Here is a 24,470-nt window from a genome sequence, read left to right as displayed (position 1 = left end):
GGCCGCCTTATATCATTCACGCAAAAACCTTGTTCAGGCGGCGTAGACCACCAGCAGGTCCTTGGCGTCGATCTGGTCGCCAGCTTTGACGAGCACCTCGGTGATCACGCCGTCTTTCTCGGCATGCAGCGCGGTCTCCATCTTCATTGCCTCGATGGAGAGCAACACATCGCCCGCCTGCACCGTTTGGCCGGAGGAGACGTATACCGTCGAGACGACACCCGGCATAGGCGCGCCGAGATGTGCGGCATTGCCTGCTTCCGCCTTGCGGCGAACAGCACTGGAGGCGGCGCGATTGCGATCCGGCACCTTGATGCGGCGCGGCTGGCCGTTGAGTTCGAAGAATACTGTCACCATGCCCTGCGCATCTGCAGCGCTGATTGCCTGATTGACGATAACCAGCGTCTTGCCCCGCTCGATATCGGCAAACATTTCCTCGCCGTCTGCCAGCCCGTAGAAATAGGTGGGCGTCGGCAGCACGGAGACCGGGCCATAGGTTTCAGACGCCAGTGCGAAATCGGTGAACACCTTCGGATACATCAGATAAGAAGCGAACTCGAAGTCATCGACCTTACGGCCAAGCTTCTCCTCGATGTCCTTGCGCTCCTTGGCAAGATCGGCCGGCGCGAGCAGCGAACCGGGAACCGCCGTATAGGGCTTCTCACCCTTCAGAGCCTTCTTCTGGATGCCTTCCGGCCATCCGCCCGGAGGCTGGCCGAGATCGCCCTTGAGCATCGAAACGACCGATTCCGGGAAAGCGATATCCTTGTCCGGGTTTTCGACATCGGCAACCGTCAGGTCCTGGGAGACCATCATCAGCGCCATGTCGCCGACCACCTTGGAGGACGGCGTGACCTTGACGATATCGCCGAACATCTGGTTCACGTCCGCATAGGTCTGGGCGACCTTGTGCCATTTGGTGTCGAGACCCAGCGAGCGTGCCTGCTCCTTGAGGTTGGTGAACTGGCCACCCGGCATTTCATGCAGATAGACTTCCGAAGCCGGCCCCTTCAGATCGCTTTCGAAGGCCGCATACTGGTTGCGCACCGCTTCCCAGTAGAACGAGATTTTTCTGATCCATTCCGGATCGAGACCCGGATCGCGCTCGGAGCCCGAAAGAGCCTCGACGATCGAACCGAGACATGGCTGCGATGTATTGCCGGAAAACGCATCCATGGCCGCATCGACCACATCGACGCCGGCATCGACGGCCGCAAGCACTGTGGCTGCCGAAATGCCCGATGTGTCATGCGTATGGAAATGGATCGGCAGCGAGGTCGCGTCACGCAGCGCCTTGAACAGAACCTTGGCCGCGGCCGGCTTCAGAAGCCCGGCCATGTCCTTGACGGCTATGATATGCGCGCCGGCCTTTTCCAGCTCCTGCGCCAAGCCGACATAATATTTGAGGTCGTATTTGGGCCGTGCGGAATTGCCGAGATCGCCGGTATAGCAGATGGCCGCCTCGCACAGCTTGCCTTCCTCGTTCACCGCATCCATCGACACTCGCATGTTGTCGACCCAGTTCAGGCAGTCGAACACGCGGAACAGATCGATGCCGCCGTTTTCGGAACTGCCCTTCGCCGCCTGACGGACGAAATATTTGACGACATTGTCGGGATAATTCTTGTAGCCGACGCCGTTTGCCCCGCGTAGAAGCATCTGCAGAAGGATGTTCGGAGCCGCCTCCCGGATCAGCGCCAGCCGCTCCCACGGATCTTCGGTGAGGAAGCGCATCGAAACGTCGAACGTCGCACCGCCCCAGCACTCCAGCGAGAAGAGGTTCGGCAACGCCCGTGCATAGACACCGGCAATGCTGGCAATGTCGTGGGTACGCATGCGGGTCGCGAGCAGCGACTGGTGGCCATCACGCATCGTCGTATCGGTGATCAGCGCCCTGCCTTCGCCGCGAATCCATTCGGCAAACTTCTTCGGCCCCAGCTCATCGAGTTTCTGCTTGGTACCGGCCGGGATCGCCCCTTCGATGAACGGCAGGACGGGCTTCGAGATTTTGTCCGATGGCGTCGGCCGCCCCTTCGTCTCCGGATGGCCGTTGACGGTCACGTCGGCGAGATATGTCAGAAGCTTCGTCGCACGGTCGGCGCGCTTCACCTGTTCGAACAGTTCCGGCGTCGTATCGATAAACCGCGTCGTATAGGTGTTGTCGCGGAATTTCGGGTGCCCGATGATCGCTTCGAGGAAGGTCAGGTTTGTAGCCACGCCACGAATACGGAATTCGCGCAACGCGCGATCCATGCGGCTGATCGCTTCTTGCGGCGTCGATCCCGAGGCCGTCACCTTGACCAGCAGCGGATCGTAATAACGGGTGATGATCGCACCCGTATAGGCCGTACCGCCATCCAGCCGGATACCGAAGCCGGCAGCCGAACGATAAGCGGTGATACGCCCGTAGTCCGGGATGAAGTTCTGTTCCGGATCTTCCGTCGTGATGCGGCACTGAAGGGCGTGGCCGTTGAGCCGGATATTCTCCTGGGCAGGCACGCCCGATTCCGGCGTACCGATTGCAAAGCCTTCCAGAATGTGGATCTGCGCCTTGACGATATCGATACCGGTCACGACTTCCGTCACCGTATGTTCGACCTGGATGCGCGGGTTCACCTCGATGAAGTAGAATTTGCCGGTCTCGGCATCCATCAGATACTCGACCGTGCCGGCGCCGACATAATTCGTCGCCTTGGCGATCTTCAGCGAATAGCCGGCAAGCTCAGCACGCTGCGCCTCGGAAAGATAGGGAGCAGGTGCGCGCTCCACCACCTTCTGGTTACGTCGCTGGATGGAACAATCGCGCTCGAACAGGTGCACGACATTGCCATGCGTATCACCCAGCACCTGGCTTTCGACGTGACGGGCACGTTCGACCAGCTTCTCCAGATAGACCTCGTCCTTGCCGAAAGCCGCCTTCGCCTCGCGCTTGGCCTCGACGACTTCTTTGGCTAGGTCCTTGGGGTCGCGGATGGCGCGCATGCCACGACCGCCGCCGCCCCAGGAAGCCTTGAGCATTACGGGATAACCGATTTCCTCAGCCATCCGCGCCACTTCTGCGGCGTCGTCCGGCAAGGGATCGGTTGCCGGAACGACCGGCACGCCGACCGAAATGGCAAGATTGCGGGCAGCCACCTTGTTGCCGAGCTGCCGCATCGTATCGGGCCGCGGGCCGATGAAGATGATGCCGGCCTCGTCACAGGCATCGACGAATTCCGGGCTTTCGGAAAGCAGACCGTAACCGGGATGGATCGCGTCGGCGCCGGAGAGTTTAGCGACCCGGATCACTTCCGGGATCGAGAGATAGCTCTCGATCGGGCCTAGATCCTTGGCAAGATGCGGGCCGCGGCCGACCTGATAGCTCTCGTCCGCCTTGAACCGGTGCAGCGAAAGTTTGTCTTCCTCCGCCCAGATCGCGACCGTCTTAATCCCGAGCTCGTTGGCAGCGCGGAAAACGCGGATTGCGATCTCGGATCGGTTGGCAACAAGGATCTTCTTTATCTGCAAAGCGCTCTCCCCACGGCAATTTGAGTTTGTTGCACCGCAAGAGATCAATATCCCTGAAATTACGCAAGTATAAAGTTGGCCGAAAATGGCGCCTCAAGTTGCACAGATTGCCTCAGGCGATCAGCGCCAGACGAAACGCCAGCGCAATCAAATGCTGCCGGTTGTTAGCACCGAGCTTTTCGTGCAGCCCGTTGATGTACCAATCGACTGTATGGCTGGAAATATCCAGCTCCTTTGCTATCTCGTTAGAGGTAAGGCCGTTGGCCAATAGAAGTGTGATTTCCATTTCCCGCCGCGTCAATTGCACATCGCTCAAAGGCGCATTCTCGAAGATATCCGCCTTGTGGCGAAGCTCAAGCAACTTCCAGAAAACCGCTTTGGCAGCCGCATCGAACAGGCTGATTTCGGCCGGCGAGAGGTCGACCGGATTACCGCCAACCGCGAAACTGCCGACAAGTCCGTTGCGGCCATGGACCGGAAACAGATATCCGTCGTGCAGCCCGTGCCGCGCAGCCTCCTGAAGCATCCTCTTCATTCGTTGACGATGCGGATCGGCCTTCAACGTCAAAAGCGCATCCTTCCAGCGGAACGGCCGTTGAGCCAGGCGCAGCCACCGAAGCGTCGGATCGATCAGCGAATATTTCCGTTGGGTATAGAGTTCCGTCCAGTTTGCCGGCCATTCGGCGGCAAGGACTGATCTCTGCAGATTGAGCTGCGGCAGGGGCTGGATGAGAAGACTGTAAAAATCAAACCCATAGCTACCGACCAGGCTTTCCAGCTCGGCGGTAACCTGTTCCGGCGTCTTTGCTTCCCCAAGCAACACCAGGAACTGGACAATCATGGTAATATTCAATACCGCCCCCGAGCCCGAACCGGGCATGCCGAATTACATATGCTACAATTGCCGAGATAGTTTACACAGACGGTTAGGATTGATTGAAACCGAGCCGCCAAATCTAGCATCGCTGAATCGATAAACACCACAAATACGTGCATTCCTATTTTTCTACACGACACACCATAGCGACACAATCTCGCCTACGATAATGGCTTGGAATCGCCTTGTATTGTCCATAAAGCTCTGTGACCCACATTAGGGTGAAAGTGACTGAAGAGGTTAGACGGTTGACACTATTTCAGGTTTATGGGCGGGCACTTGGATACCTGGGCAAGAACAAGTGGCGCGTGACGGCAATCGTCATCGCCAACATCGTGCTGGCCGTGATCACCATCGCAGAGCCGATCCTGTTCGGCTGGATCATCGATGCGATATCCTCCGGCGGTGCAGTGACCAATGTCCTGATCCTATGGGCAGCTTTCGGCTTCTTCAATACGGTAGCATACGTACTCGTGGCCCGTGAGGCTGACCGGCTTGCACACGGCCGGCGTGCATCGCTGCTGACGGAGGCCTTCGGGCGGATCATCTCGATGCCGCTCTCCTGGCATCACCAGCGCGGCACTTCCAACGCCCTTCACACGCTGCTTCGCGCCGCCGAAAGCCTTTTCGGTCTCTGGCTCGAATTCATGCGCACGCATCTCGCAACTGCTGTGGCGATCTTCTTCCTGATCCCGACCGCAATCTCCATGGACTGGCGCCTCAGCCTCGTACTGCTCTGCCTCGCCGTCTTCTACTGGGTGATCGGCGTTGCGGTGATGAAGCGAACCAAGGAAGGCCAAGCCTCCGTGGAAAGCCACTATCACCAGGTGTTCTCGCATGTCAGCGATTCGATCAGCAACGTCTCGGTCCTGCATAGCTACAACCGTATCGAGGCTGAAACCCAGGCCCTCAAGGTCTATACCAAGGACCTGCTGAAAGCCCAGTATCCTGTTCTCGACTGGTGGGCGCTGGCAGGCGGCCTCAACCGCACGGCCTCGACCGTCTCCATGGGCGTTATCCTCGTCATCGGCACCACGCTCGTCCAGCGCGGCGAGATCCGCGTCGGCGATGTGGTCGCATTTATCGGTTTCGCCAACCTGCTGATCGCCCGCCTCGACCTGCTGCGCCAGTTCGCCACCCAGATTTTCGAGGCCCGCGCCAAGCTCGAAGATTTCTTCGCGCTCGAAGATTCCGTCGATGACCGCACCGAGCCCGCCAATGCCGGTGAGCTGCGTGATGTCAACGGCGAGGTGGAATTCCGCGATGTCAGCTTCGGCTTCACCAATACCAAGCAGGGCGTCCACAACATTTCGTTCACTGCCAGAGCCGGCCAGACGGTCGCGATCGTCGGACCGACCGGCGCCGGCAAGACCACCCTTATCAATCTTCTCCAGCGGGTCTACGATCCGCAGCAGGGCAAGATCCTGATCGACGGGATCGATATCGCAACCGTCACCCGCAAATCCCTGCGCCAGCAGATCGCCACCGTCTTTCAGGACGCCGGCCTTCTGAACCGCTCGATCAGCGACAATATCGGCCTCGGCCGCGAGGATGCTACCGAGGCCGACATCATCAAGGCGGCGGAAGCCGCTGCCGCGACCGAGTTCATCGAGGACCGCCTCAACGGCTATGAGACCGCGGTCGGCGAGCGCGGCAACAAGCTTTCCGGCGGCGAGCGCCAGCGTATCGCAATCGCCCGCGCGATCCTGAAAAACGCTCCGATCCTCGTTCTCGACGAGGCAACCAGCGCGCTCGACGTCGAGACCGAAGCCCGGGTAAAGGTGGCAATCGACAAGCTCCGGCAGGATCGCACCACCTTCATAATCGCCCACCGCCTGTCGACCGTGCGCGACGCCAATACGGTCATCTTCCTCGATGGCGGCCGTGTCGCCGAAATGGGAAGCTATGACGAACTGAGCCGCCTCGGCGGCCGCTTCGCCTCGCTCCTGCGAACCAGCGGCTTGCTGGATGACAGCGACGATGAAGACGCGTCGAAAAAGGACAAGAAACCGGAGGCGACGCCGAACCCGGCGTGATGCAGTTTTTTGGATAGATTACTATACGGCCCGGCGCTCCATAAGACGCCGGGCTTTTATGTTTCTGGGATAGGCCTTTTGCGTGGCGTCATCCTAGGGACACGCCTGAGCATGACGAAAGAGGCCGCGGTTCTTACGCGGGCTTGCCGCGGTGGGGACGAAATCCGCCCTCCCCGCAAAAAAACATCATTGCCAATCAATCACCTGGCGAAAATCATCGCCGACGATCATCCCCACACCCGGCCAACCGCTTAACCTGATCACGTCATCAAGCAGGGGGCCGGGTCGCGAACCGGACGCCTACGGACGAAAGATCCGGCGCACGATGATGGTCGTTAAGCGGAAGGGCATGCCGTCAGGGCAAAGTCCTTCAGCGGAACGGAAAAACGGGATGCTCCTCACCCGTCAACCTTCCGGAACGCTTCACGATCGGGCGGGGAGAATGCCTGACACCAATATCCACCCATTATCGCATTGCCCGCCTCCCCAATGAGCCGACCGTGACGGGATCTCCCGTTGCGGTAACCTGTGCTGCGCTTTTTGGATGGAGACTGCCTTATGCCGACGTAGAAAAGCATCGCCCCGAAAACCATTCCGGTTTCCGGGGCGATGCCATCTCATTCGATGTCACGTCACGCAGTTGTCTGGCTTTGCGGCCTATTTGGACGAGAGCAGAAACCCGCCATCCTTGCCGGCAGACTTGCCATCGACGGTAACATTGCCGCCTTCGACCTTGATCTTGTGGGCTTTGCCCTCAATCGTCAGTTCGGCCTCGAAACCATCCCAGCCGGTCGGCAGCGACGGATCGACGGTCAGACGATCGCCGTTGCGCTTGATGCCGAGAATGCCCTCGATCGCGGCGCGATAGAGCCAGCCGGCGGAACCCGTATACCAGGTCCAGCCACCACGGCTCTGATAGTCGCCGGCGCCATAGACGTCGGCGGCAACGACGTAAGGTTCGACCCGGTAGGTATCGGCCGCCTCGCGGGTCAGCGCATGGTTGATCGGGTTCAATATCTGGAAGCATTTCCAGGCATCGTCACCACGTTTCATCTGCGCCAGCGCCAGCACGACCCAGATGGCTGCATGCGTGTACTGACCGCCGTTTTCGCGGACACCGGGCGGATAGGCCTTGATATAGCCGGGATCCTGCCGGGTCTTTTCGAACGGCGGGGTGAACAGGCGGATGATGCCCGCCTCTTCGTCCACCAGCTGTTTCATCACCGCATCCATCGCCTGGTCACGGCGGTCCACCCGGCCTTCGCCGGAAAGCACGCTCCACGATTGGCCGAGGCTGTCGATGCGGCATTCGTCGCTCTTGGCAGAACCGAGCGGAGTGCCGTCATCGAAATAGCCGCGACGATAATAGTCGCCGTCCCAGCCGTCGGTTTCGAGCGCATCCTTGAGCGTGTCGATATGCTTCTTCCAGCGATCGGCGCGCTTCTTGTCCTTGCGTGCTTCGGCGTAAGGAATGAAGTCACGCAGGGCAGCCGCCAGGAACCAACCGAGCCAGACGCTCATGCCGCGGCCATTGACGCCGACACGGTTCATGCCGTCGTTCCAGTCGCCGCCGAGCATCAGCGGCAGGCCCATGTCGCCGGTCCGGTCGATCGCAAGATCGAGCGCACGCGCCGCATGTTCATAGAGGTCGGCGATCTCGTTCGTCACCTCGGGCTGGATGAAGGCATCGTGCTTCGTCTTTTCGAGGATCGGACCGGAGAGGAACGGCAGTTGCTCGTCCAGAATGGTCTGGTCACCGGTGACCGAGACATACTGGTTGATCGCATAGGCGAGCCACACCACGTCGTCGGAGATCGTCGTGCGCACGCCCGAGCCGTTATGCGGCAGCCACCAGTGCATCACGTCGCCTTCCTTGAACTGGCGCGACGCCGCATTGATGATCTGCCGGCGGGCAAGCGACGGCTCGTGCACGAGGAAGGCCAGCGTGTCCTGCAACTGGTCGCGGAAGCCGAATGCACCCGATGCCTGATAGAAGGCGGTACGGGCCATGATGCGGCAACCGAGCGCCTGATAGGGCAGCCAGTGGTTGACCATGTTGTCTAGCGACTTGTCCGGCGTCGAGATTTTCAGACGACCGGTAAACTCGTTCCAGAAGCCACGGTTCTCTGCCAGCGCACCGTCGAACCTGACGGTCTTGAGCTCGGCGGAAAGCGCAACTGCCTCCTCCTTCGTTGCGGCATCGCCGAGGAAGAAGGTGACTTCCGTTTCCTGACCCGGAGCAAGCTCCACGTCATAGGCAAGTGCTGCGCACGGATCGCCGTCGAGATCGAGCGAGCCGCTGAGCGAGGACGCGCCCGTTACCGCAGCCGGCATCTGTACCGAGCCGAAACGGCCAACAAATTCGCGGCGGCTTGCCGTGAAGCCGGTCGGCATCTCGCTCATGCCGAGGAAGGCGAAGCGGCTGAAATTGATGCTGAACGCGTTGTTGGCAAACAACGTGCCCGTCGCCTCGTCCCGCGAAGGCAGGATGAAGGGAACAGTCTTTGCCGTGTTCGCACCAAGCAGCCATTCGACATAACCGTAGAGCTTCAGCTTCTTCGGTTCCGAGCCGGAGTTCTTCAGCTTGATATGTGAGAACTTGGCATGGCGCGTCCGGTCGACGGTCTGCGTCAGTTCCAGCTTCAGCCCGTCCTCTTCGGACGAGAAGACCGAGTAGCCGAGACCGTGGCGGGCTTCGAACAGGACCTCTGGACGACGCGAGAGTGCGGCGAACGGCGTGTAGACCTTGTTCGTCTCCGTGTCGGATACGTAGAAACCTTCACCCGGACGGTTGATGACGAGATCGTTGGTCCAAGGCGTCAGCTGGTAGTCGCGGGAGTTTTCCGCCCAGGAGAAGCCTGCACCTTCGGCCGAAACGTGGAAGCCGAACGTATCGTTGGAGATGACGTTGATCCACGGATGCGGCGTCGACTGGCCGCCATTGAGACGAACCACATACTCGTTGCCCTCTTCCGAGAAGCCGCCGATGCCGTTCCAGAATTCGAGATCGGTCGGTTCCTTCGGCAGGATTTCCGGCGCGGCAAAGATCTCGCCGTTCAGGAGCGGACGACGATCGGCTTCGATCTGCTGTTCCGTCGACGGCGCGAAGATCGTGCTCGTACGGTTCAACTGGTCCCCGAACTGGCCGTTGCGGGCATGCAGGACGACGCGGGAAGCGGCGATCAGGCCATCAGCGCCCGCGCCTTCCAGAAGATCGCGGCGCAGCGTGAACACATGCGTGCGTCCGCCTTCCTGCCCCATGCGGGTCGCCATCTGTTCGATTGACTGCTGCATGTCCTGTGCATCGTCGGCCCCGCGCTCGTTGAAGATCACGAGATCGGAGACTACGCCGCGCGAACGCAGATATTGCTGCGCCAGGATGGCTTCCTTGGCGACCGGCATGTCCGCCTCGTCATTGATCCGCAGCGTGAAGATAGGAAGGTCGCCCGAAACCGAGGACGGCCAGAGGCCCGACTGCTTCTGCATGCCTGCCTGCAGCGTCTGCTGGTCGGCGCGAAGCTGCATGTCGGGATAGACGAGATAACGGGCCAGATGCTGGAAGACGGCCGCATCCTGCGAGGTGACGCCGAGATGGCGCATCTGCATCTGCGTACGCGTCCAGGCCTGGGTCAGTTCGCTCTGGAAGCTTTCAGCGTGGCGATAATGTTCAATCGCCTTGTCGAGATCTTCGCGTTTCGGTGCTGCGATCGTCCAGAAGACGACGCTGACCTTCTTGCCGGCCGGAACCCGCACACTGCGGCGCAGCGACAGGATCGGGTCGAGCGTAAAGCCGTCCGTATTCGACAGCGATGCACCCGGATCGAAGGCGGCGGCCTCCGACAGCGTGCGGCCGCGGCCGAGGAATTTGCGGCGGTCGGTTTCGTATTCGGTCGGGCGGTCAGTTCCGGCGTGGTCGGCGGCGAGATGCGCCACCAGCATGTCCGGTTCGCTGTGATCGCGCTTGTTGCGCCATGCGCGGATCACGTCTCCGCGCTTGCCGATCTCGGTATTGATGAACATGCGCGAGAAGACCGGGTGACCGTTATCGCCGTCATCACCGGCAATCACCGGCTCCATATAGGAGGTGACTTCGATGAAGCGATCCTCGGTGCCCATGTTGAGCAGCGTCACACGACGGCCTTCGGCATCGTGCTCGGTGCCGACGATGACCTCGACCGTGCTGGTCAGGTCTCCGACCGTCTTGTGGAACTCGGCCTTTTCGTCACCGAACACGGCCTTGGACTGCTCGCCTTCGGCACGACGCGGTTCGGTCGTGGTCGACCACCAGTCATTGGTCGCCGTATCGCGTAGGAAGATGAACTGACCCCAGCGATCTTCGGTCGGATCCGGTCTCCAGCGCGAAACGGACAGGCCGTTCCAGCGGGAATAACCCGAACCGGTCGCCGTCATCATCAGCGAGTAATGACCGTTGGACAGAAGAACGAGTTCGCGATCCTTGGTGGCCGGGCTGGTGATCGTGCGGATTTCCGGACGCAGCAGCTCGCCGCCGCCGGTGCCCGGTTTTTCCTCGTGCTTGGCGCTCATCACCGGGATGTCGCGCGGCGCCTTTTCCTGCAACAGCAGTTCGGCCGCCTCGATCACCGGATCGGCGTGGAAGAGCTCGCGCAGAAGGCCGTTCATGACGACGTTGGCGACAGCCGCGATCGACATGCCATGGTGGTGGGCATAGTAATTATAGACGACGGCGCAGCGCTTGCCTTCCGGCACGCGGGTCGGGGTGAAGTCGACCGCATCGTGGAAACCGTAGATGCCGAGCGCACCGAGTTCGCGCAGTTCGGCAAGGTTTTCGACGGCTGCCGTCGGGTCGTACTGGCTGGCAAGGATCGATGCATAAGGCGCGATAACGGCGTTCTGGCCGAGACCACGCTTCAGGCCCAGCGTCGGCACACCGAAATTGGTGTACTGGTAGTGCATCTGATGGTCGAGCGCGTTGAACGCGGCTTCCGAAATGCCCCACGGCGTGCCGAGACGGCGGCCATGGTTCATCTGTTCCTTGACGATCAGGTTGTTGGTCTGGTTGAGGATACCGCCCTGACGCTCCTGCATGACGAGCGGCGGCATCAGGTATTCGAACATCGAACCCGACCAGGACACCAGCGCACCGCGCGCACCGATCGGCACGACATGGCGGCCGAGCTTGTACCAGTGCTCGTTCGGCAGGTCGCCCTTGGCGATGCCGAACAGGCTGGTGAGGCGAGCCTCGGACGCGAGCAGGTCATAGCAGGCTTCGTCGACTTCGTTGCTCTCGACCCGGTAACCGATCGACAGAAGACGACGATCCTTGCGGAACAGGAACTTGAAGTCCATCGCAAAGGCGATCTTGCGGGCACGGACACCAAGCGACGCGAGGCGATCGCGCAGCTCTTCGACATTGGCGTTATCGAAGGTACTGTCGGCAATATGCGCTTCGCAGGCGGTTACCAGCGAGGCGGCCCACTTGGTCACTTCCTCGCTCTGGCTGGAGCGAACTTCGTGGTCGAGATTGTGCGAAAGCTTCTGGATCTCGCGCGCCAGCACCGACAGGTTGATGATGCGGATCGAGGCGAACTCGTGCTCGCGCTTGACGGCGGCAAGCGCATTGGCAAAGCCGTTGATCCGCTCTTCGAGACGGCGACGCAGCGGACGCACGGTCTTGCGATCGTCGGGAAGCGCCTTCAGCGTTTCACCGAGAATGCCGGCGACATCACCCAGACCATCGAGATTGCCCTGCAGATGCGCCGACGGCGCTTCTGCCCAGATGCGGCAGGCAGACGAAATCGCAATCAGGTGACCGGCGAAGTTACCGCTGTCGACCGACGACACGTAGCGCGGCATCAGCGGCTTCATCGTGTCGATATGATACCAGTTATACATGTGGCCGCGGAACTTGTCGGCCTTTTCGACGGTCGCAAGCGTCTGCTCAAGCCGTTCGATCGTCTCGGCAAAGCTGATCCAGCCGAAGTGACGCGCCGAAATGGTCGACAGGAGATAGACGCCGATATTGGTCGGCGAGGTGCGCTTGGCGACCGACGGATTCGGCTTTTCCTGATAGTTGTCCGGCGGCAGATAGCTGTGTTCTGGCGTCACGAACATTTCGAAATAACGCCAGGTGCGGCGCGCGATCTTGCGCAGCTCGACCGACACGTTTTCCGGCACGAACAGCTTGTCTTCCGTCTCGGCCGACTGGCTGACATACCAGGCAACGAGCGGCGAGAAGATCCACAGGATTGCAAACGGAATGCCGACGAGGAAGGCATTGTCGCCCGGGATGGCGGCAAGAATGATGCTGAGCACGGCGATTGCCGGCGCATGCCACATCGACCGGTAATAATCGGTCGGGCTGCCCTGCGCATTCGACTGGATAGACGCAGCCGTCTTCCATTCCAGCATCAGCTTGCGGGAAACGAACAGGCGATAGAGCGAACGGCCAATCGCGTCCGTCATGATGCAGGCAGAATCGGCAATGAAGACGATCCGGAGCGCCACCTGAGCATTGGTCGAGCGGACGTCGGACCAGACGGAATAGAAATGCGCCTTGGCAACGTTGTCGCTCGAACGCGGCAGAAGATTGGTCAGAAGCGAGATCGTCGGAGCGACGAACAGCGAGAAGATAAGCAAAATCTGCCAGATCAGCGCGCCAAGCGGGTCCATGCAATACCAGCCGAGCACGGAGGCGAAGAACCATGCGATCGGAGTGAGCGACCGGCGCAGGTTATCGAGCATCTTCCAACGACCGAGCGCGGTCACACCACGCTTGGCGTCGATGATGTAAGGGATGAGCTGCCAGTCGCCGCGTGCCCAGCGATGCTGGCGCGAGACTTCGACTTCGTAACGGGTCGGGAAATCTTCGACCAGCTCGACATCGGTGACAAGAGCGCAACGCGCGAAAGACCCTTCGAGAAGGTCGTGGGAGAGAACCGCGTTTTCTTCGATACGGCCCTTCAGCGATGCCTCGAAGGCATCGACGTGATAGAGGCCCTTGCCGGTGAACGAACCTTCAGCGGTCAGGTCCTGATAGACGTCGGAGACGGCGAAGACGTAAGGGTCGAGACCGCGGCCGACCGAGAAGACGCGCTGGAAGACCGAGGCTTCCGTGCCGGTCGTCAGCGACGGCGTGACGCGCGGCTGCATCAGGCCGTAGCCCTTGACCACCTGGTTGGTTTCAGGATCGAGAACCGGGCGGTTGATGGGGTGGTGCATCTTGCCGACGAGCTTGGTCGCCGCATCGCGGATGAGGCGGGTATCGGCATCGAGCGTCATCACATACTGGATGTTTGCCGGGACCGTGTTGGCGCCCTGAAGATAGGTCGTGTCACGGTCGCCGCGCAGCAACAGGTTCAGCTCATGCAGCTTTCCGCGCTTGCGCTCCCAGCCCATCCATACGCCTTCGTTCGGATTGAACAGGCGACGACGGTGGAGAAGGAAGAAGCGGTCGCTTGCCACCTCGTCCTTGTAACGCGCGTTGAGCGCCACGATTTCGCGCTTGGCATAATCGAGGATTTCGAGATCAGCCTCGGTCTGCTCGACCTTGCTGTCGCGCCAGTCGGACAGCAGCGAGAAATAGATCTCGCCCTGCGGGTTGGCGAGATAATGAACCTCGAGATTGCGCACCAGTTCATCGACCGTATCGCGGTCGGTGATCAGGCACGGCACGACGACGAGCGTCTTTGCCTCTTCCGGAATACCTTCCTTGAATTCGTAACCGACAAGCCGCGCCGGTTTGACGAAGTAGGTTACGACCGTGTTGAACAGGCCGGTCGCACCTTCCGAAGCCGGAAGCGCGAACATCAGGAGCAGGAAGAAAACGACGATCAGCGGGATCGCGGCCTGAACCAGGAAATGGCCTGTGATCGCCAGGGCAATCACGGTCAGCAGGATCACCGGAGCGGCAATCGCCAGCCAGTTCAGCTTGCGATAGGCGCGCACCGCCCGCTGCAGGATCGGCGGATGATAATTAACGGCCGCTTCCAGTTCCTTGCGGTGACGGCCTACGATGAATGCGCCGACATTGGTCTCGCGTACATCGGGGTCTTTTTCGGCCGCTTCCTGCGAAAGGTTGATGGCGGCTTGGGTGACTTCCGCTTCGCTGCGCTTGGAAAGGCGCGCGAGCTTTTCGATGCGGTTGCGATAGGCGTTGCGCGAACCGAAATCGAGCGCTTCGTAATCCGTATGTTCGCGGAACAGCTTGTCGATCTGCGAGACGTCTTCGAACCAGACGCTCCATTCCGTATCGATGATGAGACGCAGGCTCTTGATGATATTGCCCATCGTCACATTGCCGGAAGACAGACGGCTCTGCTCCGACTGCGTGACGGTCTCGACATCCGTGCCGACCTCGGCAAGGCGCTGTTCAATCCACTGCGTGGCGAACGTCGTCGACTGAGAGGCATTGCGCATTCTATAGAGGAACTGAGCTGCAAACGTGTTGTCGCGCACCAGATCCGCAACACCGGCAAGCACCTTGGCGCTTTCGGTCTCGTCGTTCAGGCGGATGATCTCGTCGGCCACGTCATTGGCGCGCTTGCGCATGTTGCGCGAACGGTCGACGCGGGTGGCGATACGGCGCAGGTTCTCGATCAGCACGAAGCGGATGAAGGACGGCAGCGCCCAGAGTTCGCCGATTTCGAGCGGTTCGTTTTCCTGGAAACCCTCGACCATGGCGGCCAGCGTCTCGCGGTTCACGCCCGAATGGGTATGCGCCACGTAAAGCCATGCGAGCGCCAGAACGCGCGGCATCTTCTGTCCCTGGATGACGCGGGTCGGCAGTTGCTTGAAGAACTTTTTAGGAAAATCGCGGCGGACTTCCTGGATCGCCTCTTCAACGATGTAATAGTTGTCGAGCAGCCATTCGGCCGCCGGCGTGATCGAGGCGCCCGCATCTACATCGAGAGCTGCAGCGCGATAGACGCGAAGGATTTCCTTCTCGTTGTCGGAATGCTGCTGGAAGAACTCGAAGGACATGAGGCCGGGAAGATCTTCCCCCTCGCCGCGGCCGAGCCTTACGCCGCAGTCTCTCAGGTCGTCTATCGTCAGATAGCTCGCACGGATCGAATCATTGTGATCGATCTGCTTGACGTCTGTTTCGCGCGAGGAGCCGGGCTTCGGAGTATCAAGGGACATGGACACGCTTCTGAATGAAAGATCGGGGTTTATCGGCCAAATTTCTTGGGCCTACGCCGGAAGATCACGTCGCCATCTGGGAAATGGCGCCAAGTTCCGGTGCAATCCGCGCGAAGGGAGATAGAGGCCGGCTTGAATATTGCAAATCAAAGACACCAATTATCGCCAGCCACAGCTCGGATTGACACAATCTATCCAATTAACCTTGGCAGCCTGAATAAAGGCTGAACGGATTCAAACGATTGATTCAGGAAGAAAACTTTAAAGCTTGAGCCACTCGATTGGCGCATAGCGGCCAATGGTCTATACCCGCGCCTTCTCTTTGCGAAAGCCAGAAAGGCCTGACAGATGACGCTGCGATTTTCAAACGACATGACCGACGTGATCGCCATCCGCCGGCATCTGCATGAAAATCCGGAAATCGGCCTTTCAGAATTCAAGACCTCGGATTTCATTGCCGGGAAGCTTGAGGAGTACGGCTACGAGGTCACGCGCGGGCTGGCGAAGACCGGCATCGTCGCAACGCTTAAAAACGGCGACAGTTCGCGTTCCGTCGGCATTCGCGCCGATATCGACGCCCTGCCGATCACCGAAGAGACCGGCCTCGAATATGCCAGCAAGAACAAGGGTGTGATGCATGCCTGCGGCCACGACGGACACACCGCCATGCTGTTGGGAGCGGCAAAAATCCTTGCCGAGCGAAAGAATTTCGACGGCACGATCCATCTGATCTTCCAGCCGGCGGAGGAAAACTTTGGTGGCGCCAGGATCATGATTGACGAAGGCCTGTTCGATAAATTCCCCTGCGACGCCGTCTTCGGCATGCACAATGATCCGGCCATGCCCTTCGGCAAGGTCTTCGTCAAGGACGGCCCACTGATGGCGGCGGTCGATGAAGCCCGCATCATCGTCAACGGCCATGGCGGTCACGGCGCCGAACCGCAGGCGGCATCCGATCCGATCGTTGCTGGCGCCAGCATCATCATGGCGCTGCAGACGATCGTCTCGCGCAACATCCATCCGCTCGATCCGGCTGTCGTCACGGTCGGCGCATTCAACGCTGGCATCGCCAGCAATGTCATTCCCGAACGCTCGGAAATGGTCATCACCATCCGCTCCTTCGATCCGGGTGTGCGCAACAAGCTGGAAGAGCGCATCCGCGCCATCGCCGAAGGCCAGGCCGCAAGCTATGGCATGACCGCCACGGTCCATTACGAGCGGGGGTACGAAGCGACTATCAATCACACAGCGGAAACCGATTTCGTTCGCGACCTGGCAAAAAAGGTCGTCGGAGCAGAGAATGTCGCCGAGATCGAACGCCCGATGATGGGCGCCGAGGACTTTGCCTATATGCTGGCTGAGCGTCCCGGCAGCTACTTTTTCCTCGGCACCGCGAAGACCGACAACGACCCTTCGCTGCATCATCCGCGCTTCAACTTCAACGACGATGCACTACCGATCGGCGTCAATCTCTGGGTTGAGCTTGCTGAGACTTATCTGGCATCGAAATAGGATTTCTTTACGGGAGGAGACGTTATCGACGATCTCTCCCGCTCGTCATCCTCGGGTTTGTCGCGAGGATCCAATCACGTTTCCACCAATTCAACGTAGCAGATGCTCGGGACAAGCCCGAGCATGACGAACGCGGCATTACCGCATTTAAGGCTCAGAAAATACCGAGCGTCACGGCACCGACGAAAACAAAAGCCGCAACGGCGATTGCCAGATGCGTGGCAGATTGCCAGCTGCCTAACAGCGAGTGGCGATGGGAAAGCGATCGTGTCTGAACAGTCGAGTGTCGCATGATCTTCCTCCAGCTTTTCTTAAAGCCACCATTCTCCGGGTGATGACTGATGCTACCTTATCCCTATCAACTTGGTAGAGATAAAGTTCCAAGCAAAAGCGGCGGATTGGAAAATCCTTTTCCGTTAATGCCTGTAATGCGACGTTAACGGTTTATTATGCCTCCGGTTCCGACGAGCGCCTTTTTGTCGCCTCAATCCGGATTTCGTTCGAGCGCCATGCGGAAAATGTCGCTATCGACATTGCCGCCCGAGCAGACCGCAATCACGGTGTCGCCGAGCGTCTCGCCGTGGAAAAGCGCTGCCGCAAGCGCCACAGCGCCGCCCGGTTCGACGACGATCTTCAACCAGCTGAAGGCAAGCGCCATGGCTTTCAAAGCCTCGTCCTCGGTGACGACGAGCCCGGCGCCGCAAAGCTTCGACATGATCGGAAAGGTGATGTTTCCCGGCTGCGGCGTGATGATCGCATCGCAGAGCGAACCGGATTGCCTCGCGTTTTTTTCGATCGTGCCGGATGCCAGCGAACGCGTGACATCATCGAACCCTTCCGGCTCGCAAGGGTGGACAGTGAAGCCCGGCGCCTTGGCGGCGAGCGCCAGCGAAACGCCGGAAATGAAGCCGCCGCCACCGGTCGGGACGAGAACGTCGGCCTTTTCGATACCCAGTTCCTCTGCCTGTTCGGCGATTTCGAGACCCGCCGTCCCCTGACCGGCGATCACCAGCGGTTCATCGAACGGTTTGACCAGCGTGAGGTTGCGCTCGGCCGAGAGCCGCGCACCGATCGCATCGCGATCCTCCGTCGCGCGATCGTAGAGCACGACTTCGGCGCCATAGGCACGGGTGTTCTCGATCTTGATGCGCGGCGCATCGGCCGGCATGATGATGACTGCCGGAATGCCGTGCAGCTTCGCGGCAAGCGCCACGCCCTGCGCGTGATTGCCGGAAGAAAACGCGATCACGCCTTTTGCACGAACCTCCGGCGCCAGCCCCGAGATTGCCGACCATGCCCCGCGGAACTTGAACGATCCCGTATGCTGCAGGCATTCGGGTTTGACGAAAATCCGCCGGCCGGCGATCTCGTCGAGAAAGGGAGAGGAAAGCAGGGGCGTGCGACGGACATGGCCGTCGAGACGGGCTCGGGCGGCTTCGATCATGGCAATATCGGTCATGGAAATCCTTGCTCGGGAAAGGCAGCGGCGCGTGAATGACAAAAGCCTATTATCGCCCCGGCTCGAGGTAAAGCGACGCAAGCCGGGAAGATTGTCACCAAGTCAATTCAGCCGGCCAGTTTCAACGAGTAAGCCGGGCACCGATCTTCACCACCGCCTTGATCGGCAAATGATCCGATGCCCGCCGAGAAAGCGGCGTGTCATGCGTTTCGACACGATCGATCAACTCGGGGCGGTTGGCCATGATGCGGTCGAGCGCCAGCACCGGCAGTCGTGACGGGAAACTTGGCACCGCCGATGGCAGGCCGAAAACCGTCGCCAGCGTGTTGAGCGAGGAACGATCGCCCAGCCGCCATTCGTTGAGGTCACCCATTAAAACGGTCGGATATTCTTCGCGGGCGCGCAGGATATCGAGGATCATCCGCGCCTGCTGCTGGCGGGACCGATTGAGCAGGCCAAGATGCGCGGCAATCACCCGAAATGTATTTCCACCTGCAAGGTCGAGTTCCGCCATCAGCGCCCCGCGCGGCTCCAGTCCCGGCAGCTTCACCTGGTGCACGTCACGCACCACCCCCTCGCGGAAAAACACGACATTGCCATGCCAACCATGCGCGCGCGCGACGCCAGAGACCGGAACCGGGTAAAGCCCCGTTTCCCTCTCCATCCATGCGAGATCGAGAAGCCCACGGCGCTCACCGAAGCGTGTATCCGCCTCCTGCAGCGCGATGATATCGGCACCGATTTCGCGGATTACCTGGGCGATCCGGCCAGGATCGAATTTGCCATCGACCCCGACGCATTTGTGCACATTGTAGGATGCGACAAGCAGGCCGGTTGAAGGATCATGCTGTGAATGGATGCCAATCCCGCGCGCCTTTCGGGCGCGGATCGACGCAATGATGCTGGCAGGCAAGGTTGTACGTTTCTCGTGCATCACCGTCATTCTTCAAAGCATGACCGACGCGGGCCGCGCCGACCGGTACAGATCACAGATAGGGTGAACCCAACCAGAGCACCCGTTCAAGCAGGCGTTTTGCAAATGGTCGTGAACGAAGACCATGCAGCGTCACCTCTTCCGCAGAGGAAATAGCCAGGTCGACCCTTCGTTCCAGCGCTTGCGCAAATCCACGATCGAAAACTTCAAGATCGACCTCGAAATTCAACCTCAGCGAGCGGGGGTCGATATTCGAAGAACCGACATAGGCCCAGCAGCCGTCGATAGCCATCAGCTTAGAGTGGTTGAACGGTCCTGCCGCCCGCCAGATGCGGCAATAGTTTTTCAGCATCTGGTCGAATTGCGCGGTCATGGCGAGATCGACCAGTTTCAGGTTGTTGGCGCTCGGTACGACGATATCGACCACCACGCCGCGCCGCGCCGCCGTGATCAGCGCAGTAATCAGCTCCCGGTCGGGCAGGAAATAAGGTGAGACGATCTTGATCGAGGACCGGGCGATGGAAAAAGCGCCCATCAGCATCTTCTGGTTCGTCTCGACGCTGCGATCCGGACCGGAGGAGACGGCTCGCATTATGGTGGGCGAGCCGGGCCGCATGCCAGGTGTCGGAACCTTCCAGGCTTCACCCTCCAGCTTTTCGTCGGTGGAAAACTCCCAGTCGGCAGCCGAGATCGCCAAAAGATCGGCCACAACCGGTCCGGTCACGCGGAAATGCGTGTCAGCGGCACATTTATCGCCGCTGAATTCGCAGGAAAATCCCTCGCGGATATTCATGCCGCCGGTAAAGGCTATTTCGCCGTCGATGGCCATGATCTTGCGGTGGGTCCGCAGGTTCGCATAGGGCAGCCGTAGGCCGGTAATGACATTGCCGTTGAATACATCGACGGTGACGCCGCCCTCACGCAGCATGCCGAGCACGCTCGGCACGGAATAACGTGCACCGACGGCATCAATCAGCACCCGGACCTCGACACCACGCCGCGCCGCCGCACTCAGCGCCTCGATGAACCGCGCGCCAATCCGGTCACGGTCGAAAATATAGGTTTCGAGCAGAATTGAACGGCTCGCGAGCGCGATCTCTTCGAGCATTGCGCCATAGGCTGCATCGCCATTGTCGAAGGCGGAAATCGTATTGCCGGTCGTCAGGTGGTGCCGGGTAACTCGGTCGCCAAGCGTCTTCATCCCCCGAAACCGGTGGCCGAAGTCCTCGATCACCTGATCATCGGTCGCATCATAGGAGGCGAAATCGAAACGCTCCGCTCCCTGCAGCAGCGAGCGCCGGTCACCGATGACATTGCGCCGGATACGATTGACGCCGGCGATCAGATAAAACGCTGCGCCGACGATGGGCGACAGCAGAATGACGCCGACCCACCCGACCGCAGAGCGGACCTCTTCCTTCGTCATTGTCGCGTGAACGGCCGCAGACGCGCCGGCCACCACCGAGACAATGAACAGGATGTGCGGCCAATAGGCGTCGATAATCGAGATCATGGCGTCCAATATAGGGACGCCATGATACTAGGCAATGCGGCTAGACAATTGGAGAAATCAGCGGTTTACGCCGTCAGCTCCCTGGCGAATTTTTCAAGCCCGCGCTCGACCTTGTCGAACATGTCATCGACCTGCTCGTCGGTAATGATCATCGGCGGGCAAAACGCAATCGAATCGCCGATCGCGCGGCTGATGACGCCCTCCTCCATCAGATATCCGAACAGCTTAGGCCCGAGCTGTCCGGCGGCAAAGCCTTCGCGCGGTGCAAGCTCGAAGGCGCCAATCAGGCCCACGCCGCGGTATTCTATGACCAGCGGATGATCAGCGATCGACTTCAGCCGCGCCAGGAATTTCGGGCTGAGCGACCTGACATTGCCGACAAGATCACGCTCCTCGATGATCCTGATATTTTCCAGCGCGACGGCGGCTGCAACCGGATGGCCGGCAGCAGTGACGCCATGGCCGAACGTACCGATCTTCGCCGATTCATCCGCCAGTGGCTGGTAGACATTTTCGTTGATCAGAAGCGCCGAGATCGGCTGATAGGAAGACGAGATCTGCTTCGACAGCGTCATCATGTCGGGCTGCAACGCATATGTCGTCGTGCCGAACATCTCGCCCGTGCGACCGAAACCGCAGATCACTTCGTCGGCGATGAAAAGCACATCATATTTTTTCAGAACCTTCTGGATGGCTTCCCAGTAACCAGCCGGCGGCACGATGACGCCGCCCGCACCCATGACCGGCTCGCCGATAAAGGCGGCAACCGTATCGGGACCTTCCTTCAGGATCAGGTCTTCCAGATCTTTTGCGCAGCGCTCGACGAACTGCGCCTCGGTCTCGCCCTCAGTCTTGAAGGCACGGTAATGCGGGCAGCTCGTGTGCAGCACGCGCGCGATCGGCAGGTCGAAGGAACGATGGTTGTTGGGCAGGCCGGTCAGGCTGGCGGACGCGATGGTGACGCCGTGATAGCCCTTGGTGCGGGAAATGATCTTCTTCTTGTCCGGCTTGCCGAGCGCGTTCGACCGATACCAGACGATCTTCATCGCCGTATCATTGGCTTCCGAACCCGAATTAGTGAAATAAGCCTTCGACATCGGCACCGGCGCGATCTCGATGAGCTTTTCGGCAAGCTCGACCGAAGGGCTGTGCGTGCGCGCCGTGAACGTGTGGTAATAGGGCAGCTTTGCCATCTGCTTGGCCGCGGCCTCGACCAGACGGCTTTCGCCGAAACCGACGCCGACGCTCCAAAGCCCAGCCATGCCCTCGATATACTGCTTGCCGGCATTGTCGTAGACATGGATGCCTTCGCCGCGCTCGATCACCAGCGCGCCATCGCGCTCCAGCGCCCGTGCGTTCGTGTACGAATGCAGATGATAGGCCTTGTCGCGGGCCTCGATGGAATTGGGCTGGATCGTCACGGGCTGTTCTCCTCTCGCACGAACGCGAATAGGAAATTCATAAGAGGAATCCAGCGGATTTCCAGCCCTCAAACACGATTTAGCAGAGCCCGTCGTTTAAAATAATTGACGGGCTCATGAGCAATTTTCATAGGCCTGATCAGCGAACCGACATCCTAGCGTACAGACATGGCCGCGATCGGCGGCTCTGCTTGAGCAGGGATCGGGCTCTTGTAATCCTGCCCCTTGTGCCGGCGCTTCAGATCTGCCCAGGCAGCCTCGCGCAGCTGTTCGCTGGTCATCGCCGCAAGACCCGTGGCCGCCATCACTTTCGCGACCGAAGCCATACCCTTGTGGGCGAGCGCGCTCTTGCCCTGCGCAACCACCTGCCAGGTATGAAGCTGCGTGCCTATGGCGAGCGTCGCACCATAGGCCTGAACAGTCGGCACGACCCAACTGACATCGCCCACATCAGTCGATCCGCCCATCTGGCGAACCTCGTTATGAGCCGGCAGAACGAAGTCGGCAAGCGGGATATCCCGCTGTTCGAGGCGCTCCTGCGCCCAGCTGGCCGCAACATCCTCGGGCGTCAGCGTCGCGCGGATCTTTTGCGCAAATTCGATATCCTCTGCGTCGAAGGCCGGCGGCCCCATGCTCTCCCAGATATCCTGCATCGTATCCATCAGCGGCGTGTTCACCACGAGGTTGGAGACGCCGGCAAGCGTGACGGATTCCATTTTGGTCTCGGTCATCAGCGCCGCACCCTCGGCCACCTTCTTTACCCTCTCGATAAGCGCGAAGAGACCGGCGAGATCCGGCGCGCGCACGACATAACGAACCTTCGCATGCGCCTGAATGACATTCGGAGAAATGCCGCCAGTATCCAGCACCGCATAATGGATACGGCATTCGGACGGCATGTGCTCGCGCATATAATTGACACCGACGCTCATCAGTTCGACGGCATCGAGCGCGCTGCGGCCCAGTTCCGGCACGGCGGCGGCATGGGCGGCACGGCCGGTAAAGGTGAAATCAATGCGGCAATTGGCAAGCGAAGTCTCGCGCTGCACCCCGGCAAAGTTGCTCGGGTGCCAACTGATGGCGATATCGACATCGGAAAAGGCGCCGTCGCGCACCATGAAGGCCTTGGCGGCACCACCCTCTTCCGCCGGGCAGCCGTAATAACGGACCCGGCCGGGCGTGCCCGTCTTTTCAAGCCAATCCTTGAGCGCGGTCGCAGCCAGGAGGGAAGCGGAACCGAGCAGGTTGTGCCCGCAGCCGTGACCGTTTGCACCGGCAACCAGCGGATCGTGCTCTACGGTGTCCGCCTTCTGGCTGAGACCGGCCAGCGCATCATATTCGCCGAGAAATGCAATGACCGGGCCACCGCTGCCGGCCTCGCCCATCACAGCGGTCGGGATATTGGCAACCGCATCGGTAATCCGAAAACCCTGCGCCTCCAGCATCTCGCGATGGGCAGCAGCAGACTCCGTCTCCATGTAGCAGGTCTCGGGCGTCTCCCAGACTTGGTTGGCCAGTTCCGCGAACACCTCCGTTTTACGATCCACGAGATCCCAGACGAGAGGGAGGTTCGAGTTGCCATCGGTCATGAAACAGCCGCCTTGATTTCTAGCTAAGATGAGTTTTGGGTATGGAATGCAATAACCGCATACCTATCCCTTTCCGGGCCAAGCGCAACGCATAATGCAAAGAATTAAGGCTATGCGCATCGATTAGGCAGCGTCACCGCAGTTGTGATCAAATCCCGAATCTTACCGTCTCGACAACCGAGTGATAATCGCTATTCTCGCGCGCCACGGGAAGCAGACACGCTGAGCGAGCATTGCTTCACCGCAAAACAAATATGGAGTGAATGAGCAAAGACCAAGCATGACGTTCTGCATTTGTCGCCTCGATTGAAAATCTATTCCTTGAGGCAGCCGATATGTAGGACGACCCGCATGATCCTGCAGTTTCATCCGAGATGGGGAAATATATTTCGACCGGCATAGAGTTGGGCTTGCCGGTCAGGAGGTGAACAACACAGGACTTGGTCAAAAGATGCGGCAAAACGCATCGTAAATCAGGGAAATCAACCGTGCTGGCAAAGCC

Annotated in this window: 11 protein-coding genes; 2 read left to right on the top strand and 9 right to left on the bottom strand. The window is 59.8% G+C overall.

Going from position 1 to position 24,470, the window contains the following annotated elements; translation table 11 throughout:
- Positions 1-33 precede the first annotated feature (33 nt).
- Together pyc and MRBLMR1_RS25640 are read right to left on the bottom strand one after the other, a co-directional pair.
- Positions 34-3,507, bottom strand: a complete 3,474-nt coding sequence (gene pyc, locus MRBLMR1_RS25645) for a pyruvate carboxylase (RefSeq protein ID WP_148147742.1) — start codon at positions 3,505-3,507, stop codon at positions 34-36.
- A gap of 112 nt (positions 3,508-3,619) precedes the next feature.
- On the bottom strand, positions 3,620-4,360 hold the full coding sequence (locus tag MRBLMR1_RS25640; RefSeq protein WP_148147741.1) for a LuxR family transcriptional regulator: 741 nt from the start codon (positions 4,358-4,360) through the stop codon (positions 3,620-3,622).
- A 272-nt stretch (positions 4,361-4,632) separates the two neighbouring features.
- Between MRBLMR1_RS25640 and MRBLMR1_RS25635 the strand changes: the two genes are divergently transcribed.
- Positions 4,633-6,420: a glucan ABC transporter ATP-binding protein/ permease gene (locus MRBLMR1_RS25635; protein WP_500066937.1), complete on the top strand. Its 1,788-nt coding sequence runs from the start codon at positions 4,633-4,635 to the stop codon at positions 6,418-6,420.
- Between the two features lie 657 nt (positions 6,421-7,077).
- Here MRBLMR1_RS25635 and MRBLMR1_RS25630 read toward each other — a convergent pair.
- Entirely contained in the window at positions 7,078-15,540 is an 8,463-nt protein-coding gene (locus MRBLMR1_RS25630) for a GH36-type glycosyl hydrolase domain-containing protein (protein WP_148147739.1), read from the bottom strand.
- Between the two features lie 348 nt (positions 15,541-15,888).
- Between MRBLMR1_RS25630 and MRBLMR1_RS25625 the strand changes: the two genes are divergently transcribed.
- On the top strand, positions 15,889-17,052 hold the full coding sequence (locus tag MRBLMR1_RS25625; RefSeq protein WP_246436448.1) for a M20 aminoacylase family protein: 1,164 nt from the start codon (positions 15,889-15,891) through the stop codon (positions 17,050-17,052).
- 154 nt (positions 17,053-17,206) lie between these two features.
- Here the strand turns inward: MRBLMR1_RS25625 and MRBLMR1_RS25620 are convergent, their stop codons facing one another.
- From MRBLMR1_RS25620 to MRBLMR1_RS25595, 6 genes are all read right to left on the bottom strand, one after another.
- On the bottom strand, positions 17,207-17,344 hold the full coding sequence (locus MRBLMR1_RS25620) for a hypothetical protein (protein WP_183686365.1): 138 nt from the start codon (positions 17,342-17,344) through the stop codon (positions 17,207-17,209).
- A gap of 192 nt (positions 17,345-17,536) precedes the next feature.
- Positions 17,537-18,511 (bottom strand): threonine/serine dehydratase family protein, encoded by a 975-nt coding sequence (locus MRBLMR1_RS25615; RefSeq protein WP_148147738.1) that lies wholly within the window; start codon positions 18,509-18,511, stop codon positions 17,537-17,539.
- A gap of 121 nt (positions 18,512-18,632) precedes the next feature.
- On the bottom strand, positions 18,633-19,445 hold the full coding sequence (locus MRBLMR1_RS25610) for an endonuclease/exonuclease/phosphatase family protein (protein ID WP_148147737.1): 813 nt from the start codon (positions 19,443-19,445) through the stop codon (positions 18,633-18,635).
- Between the two features lie 52 nt (positions 19,446-19,497).
- On the bottom strand, positions 19,498-20,958 hold the full coding sequence (locus tag MRBLMR1_RS25605; protein WP_148147736.1) for a phospholipase D-like domain-containing protein: 1,461 nt from the start codon (positions 20,956-20,958) through the stop codon (positions 19,498-19,500).
- A 65-nt stretch (positions 20,959-21,023) separates the two neighbouring features.
- Positions 21,024-22,379: an aspartate aminotransferase family protein gene (locus MRBLMR1_RS25600; protein ID WP_148147735.1), complete on the bottom strand. Its 1,356-nt coding sequence runs from the start codon at positions 22,377-22,379 to the stop codon at positions 21,024-21,026.
- Positions 22,380-22,534: 155 nt separating this feature from the next.
- Complete coding sequence (locus MRBLMR1_RS25595; protein WP_500066936.1) at positions 22,535-23,968, bottom strand: M20 family metallopeptidase; 1,434 nt, start codon at positions 23,966-23,968, stop codon at positions 22,535-22,537.
- Positions 23,969-24,470 lie beyond the last annotated feature (502 nt).

Origin of the sequence: Neorhizobium sp. LMR1-1-1.1, assembly GCF_040675795.1 — a bacterium.
In the GTDB taxonomy this organism is placed as follows: domain Bacteria; phylum Pseudomonadota; class Alphaproteobacteria; order Rhizobiales; family Rhizobiaceae; genus Neorhizobium; species Neorhizobium cellulosilyticum.
Note: the sequence above shows the minus strand (reverse complement) of the source record. Positions and strands in the feature narration are given on the sequence as shown.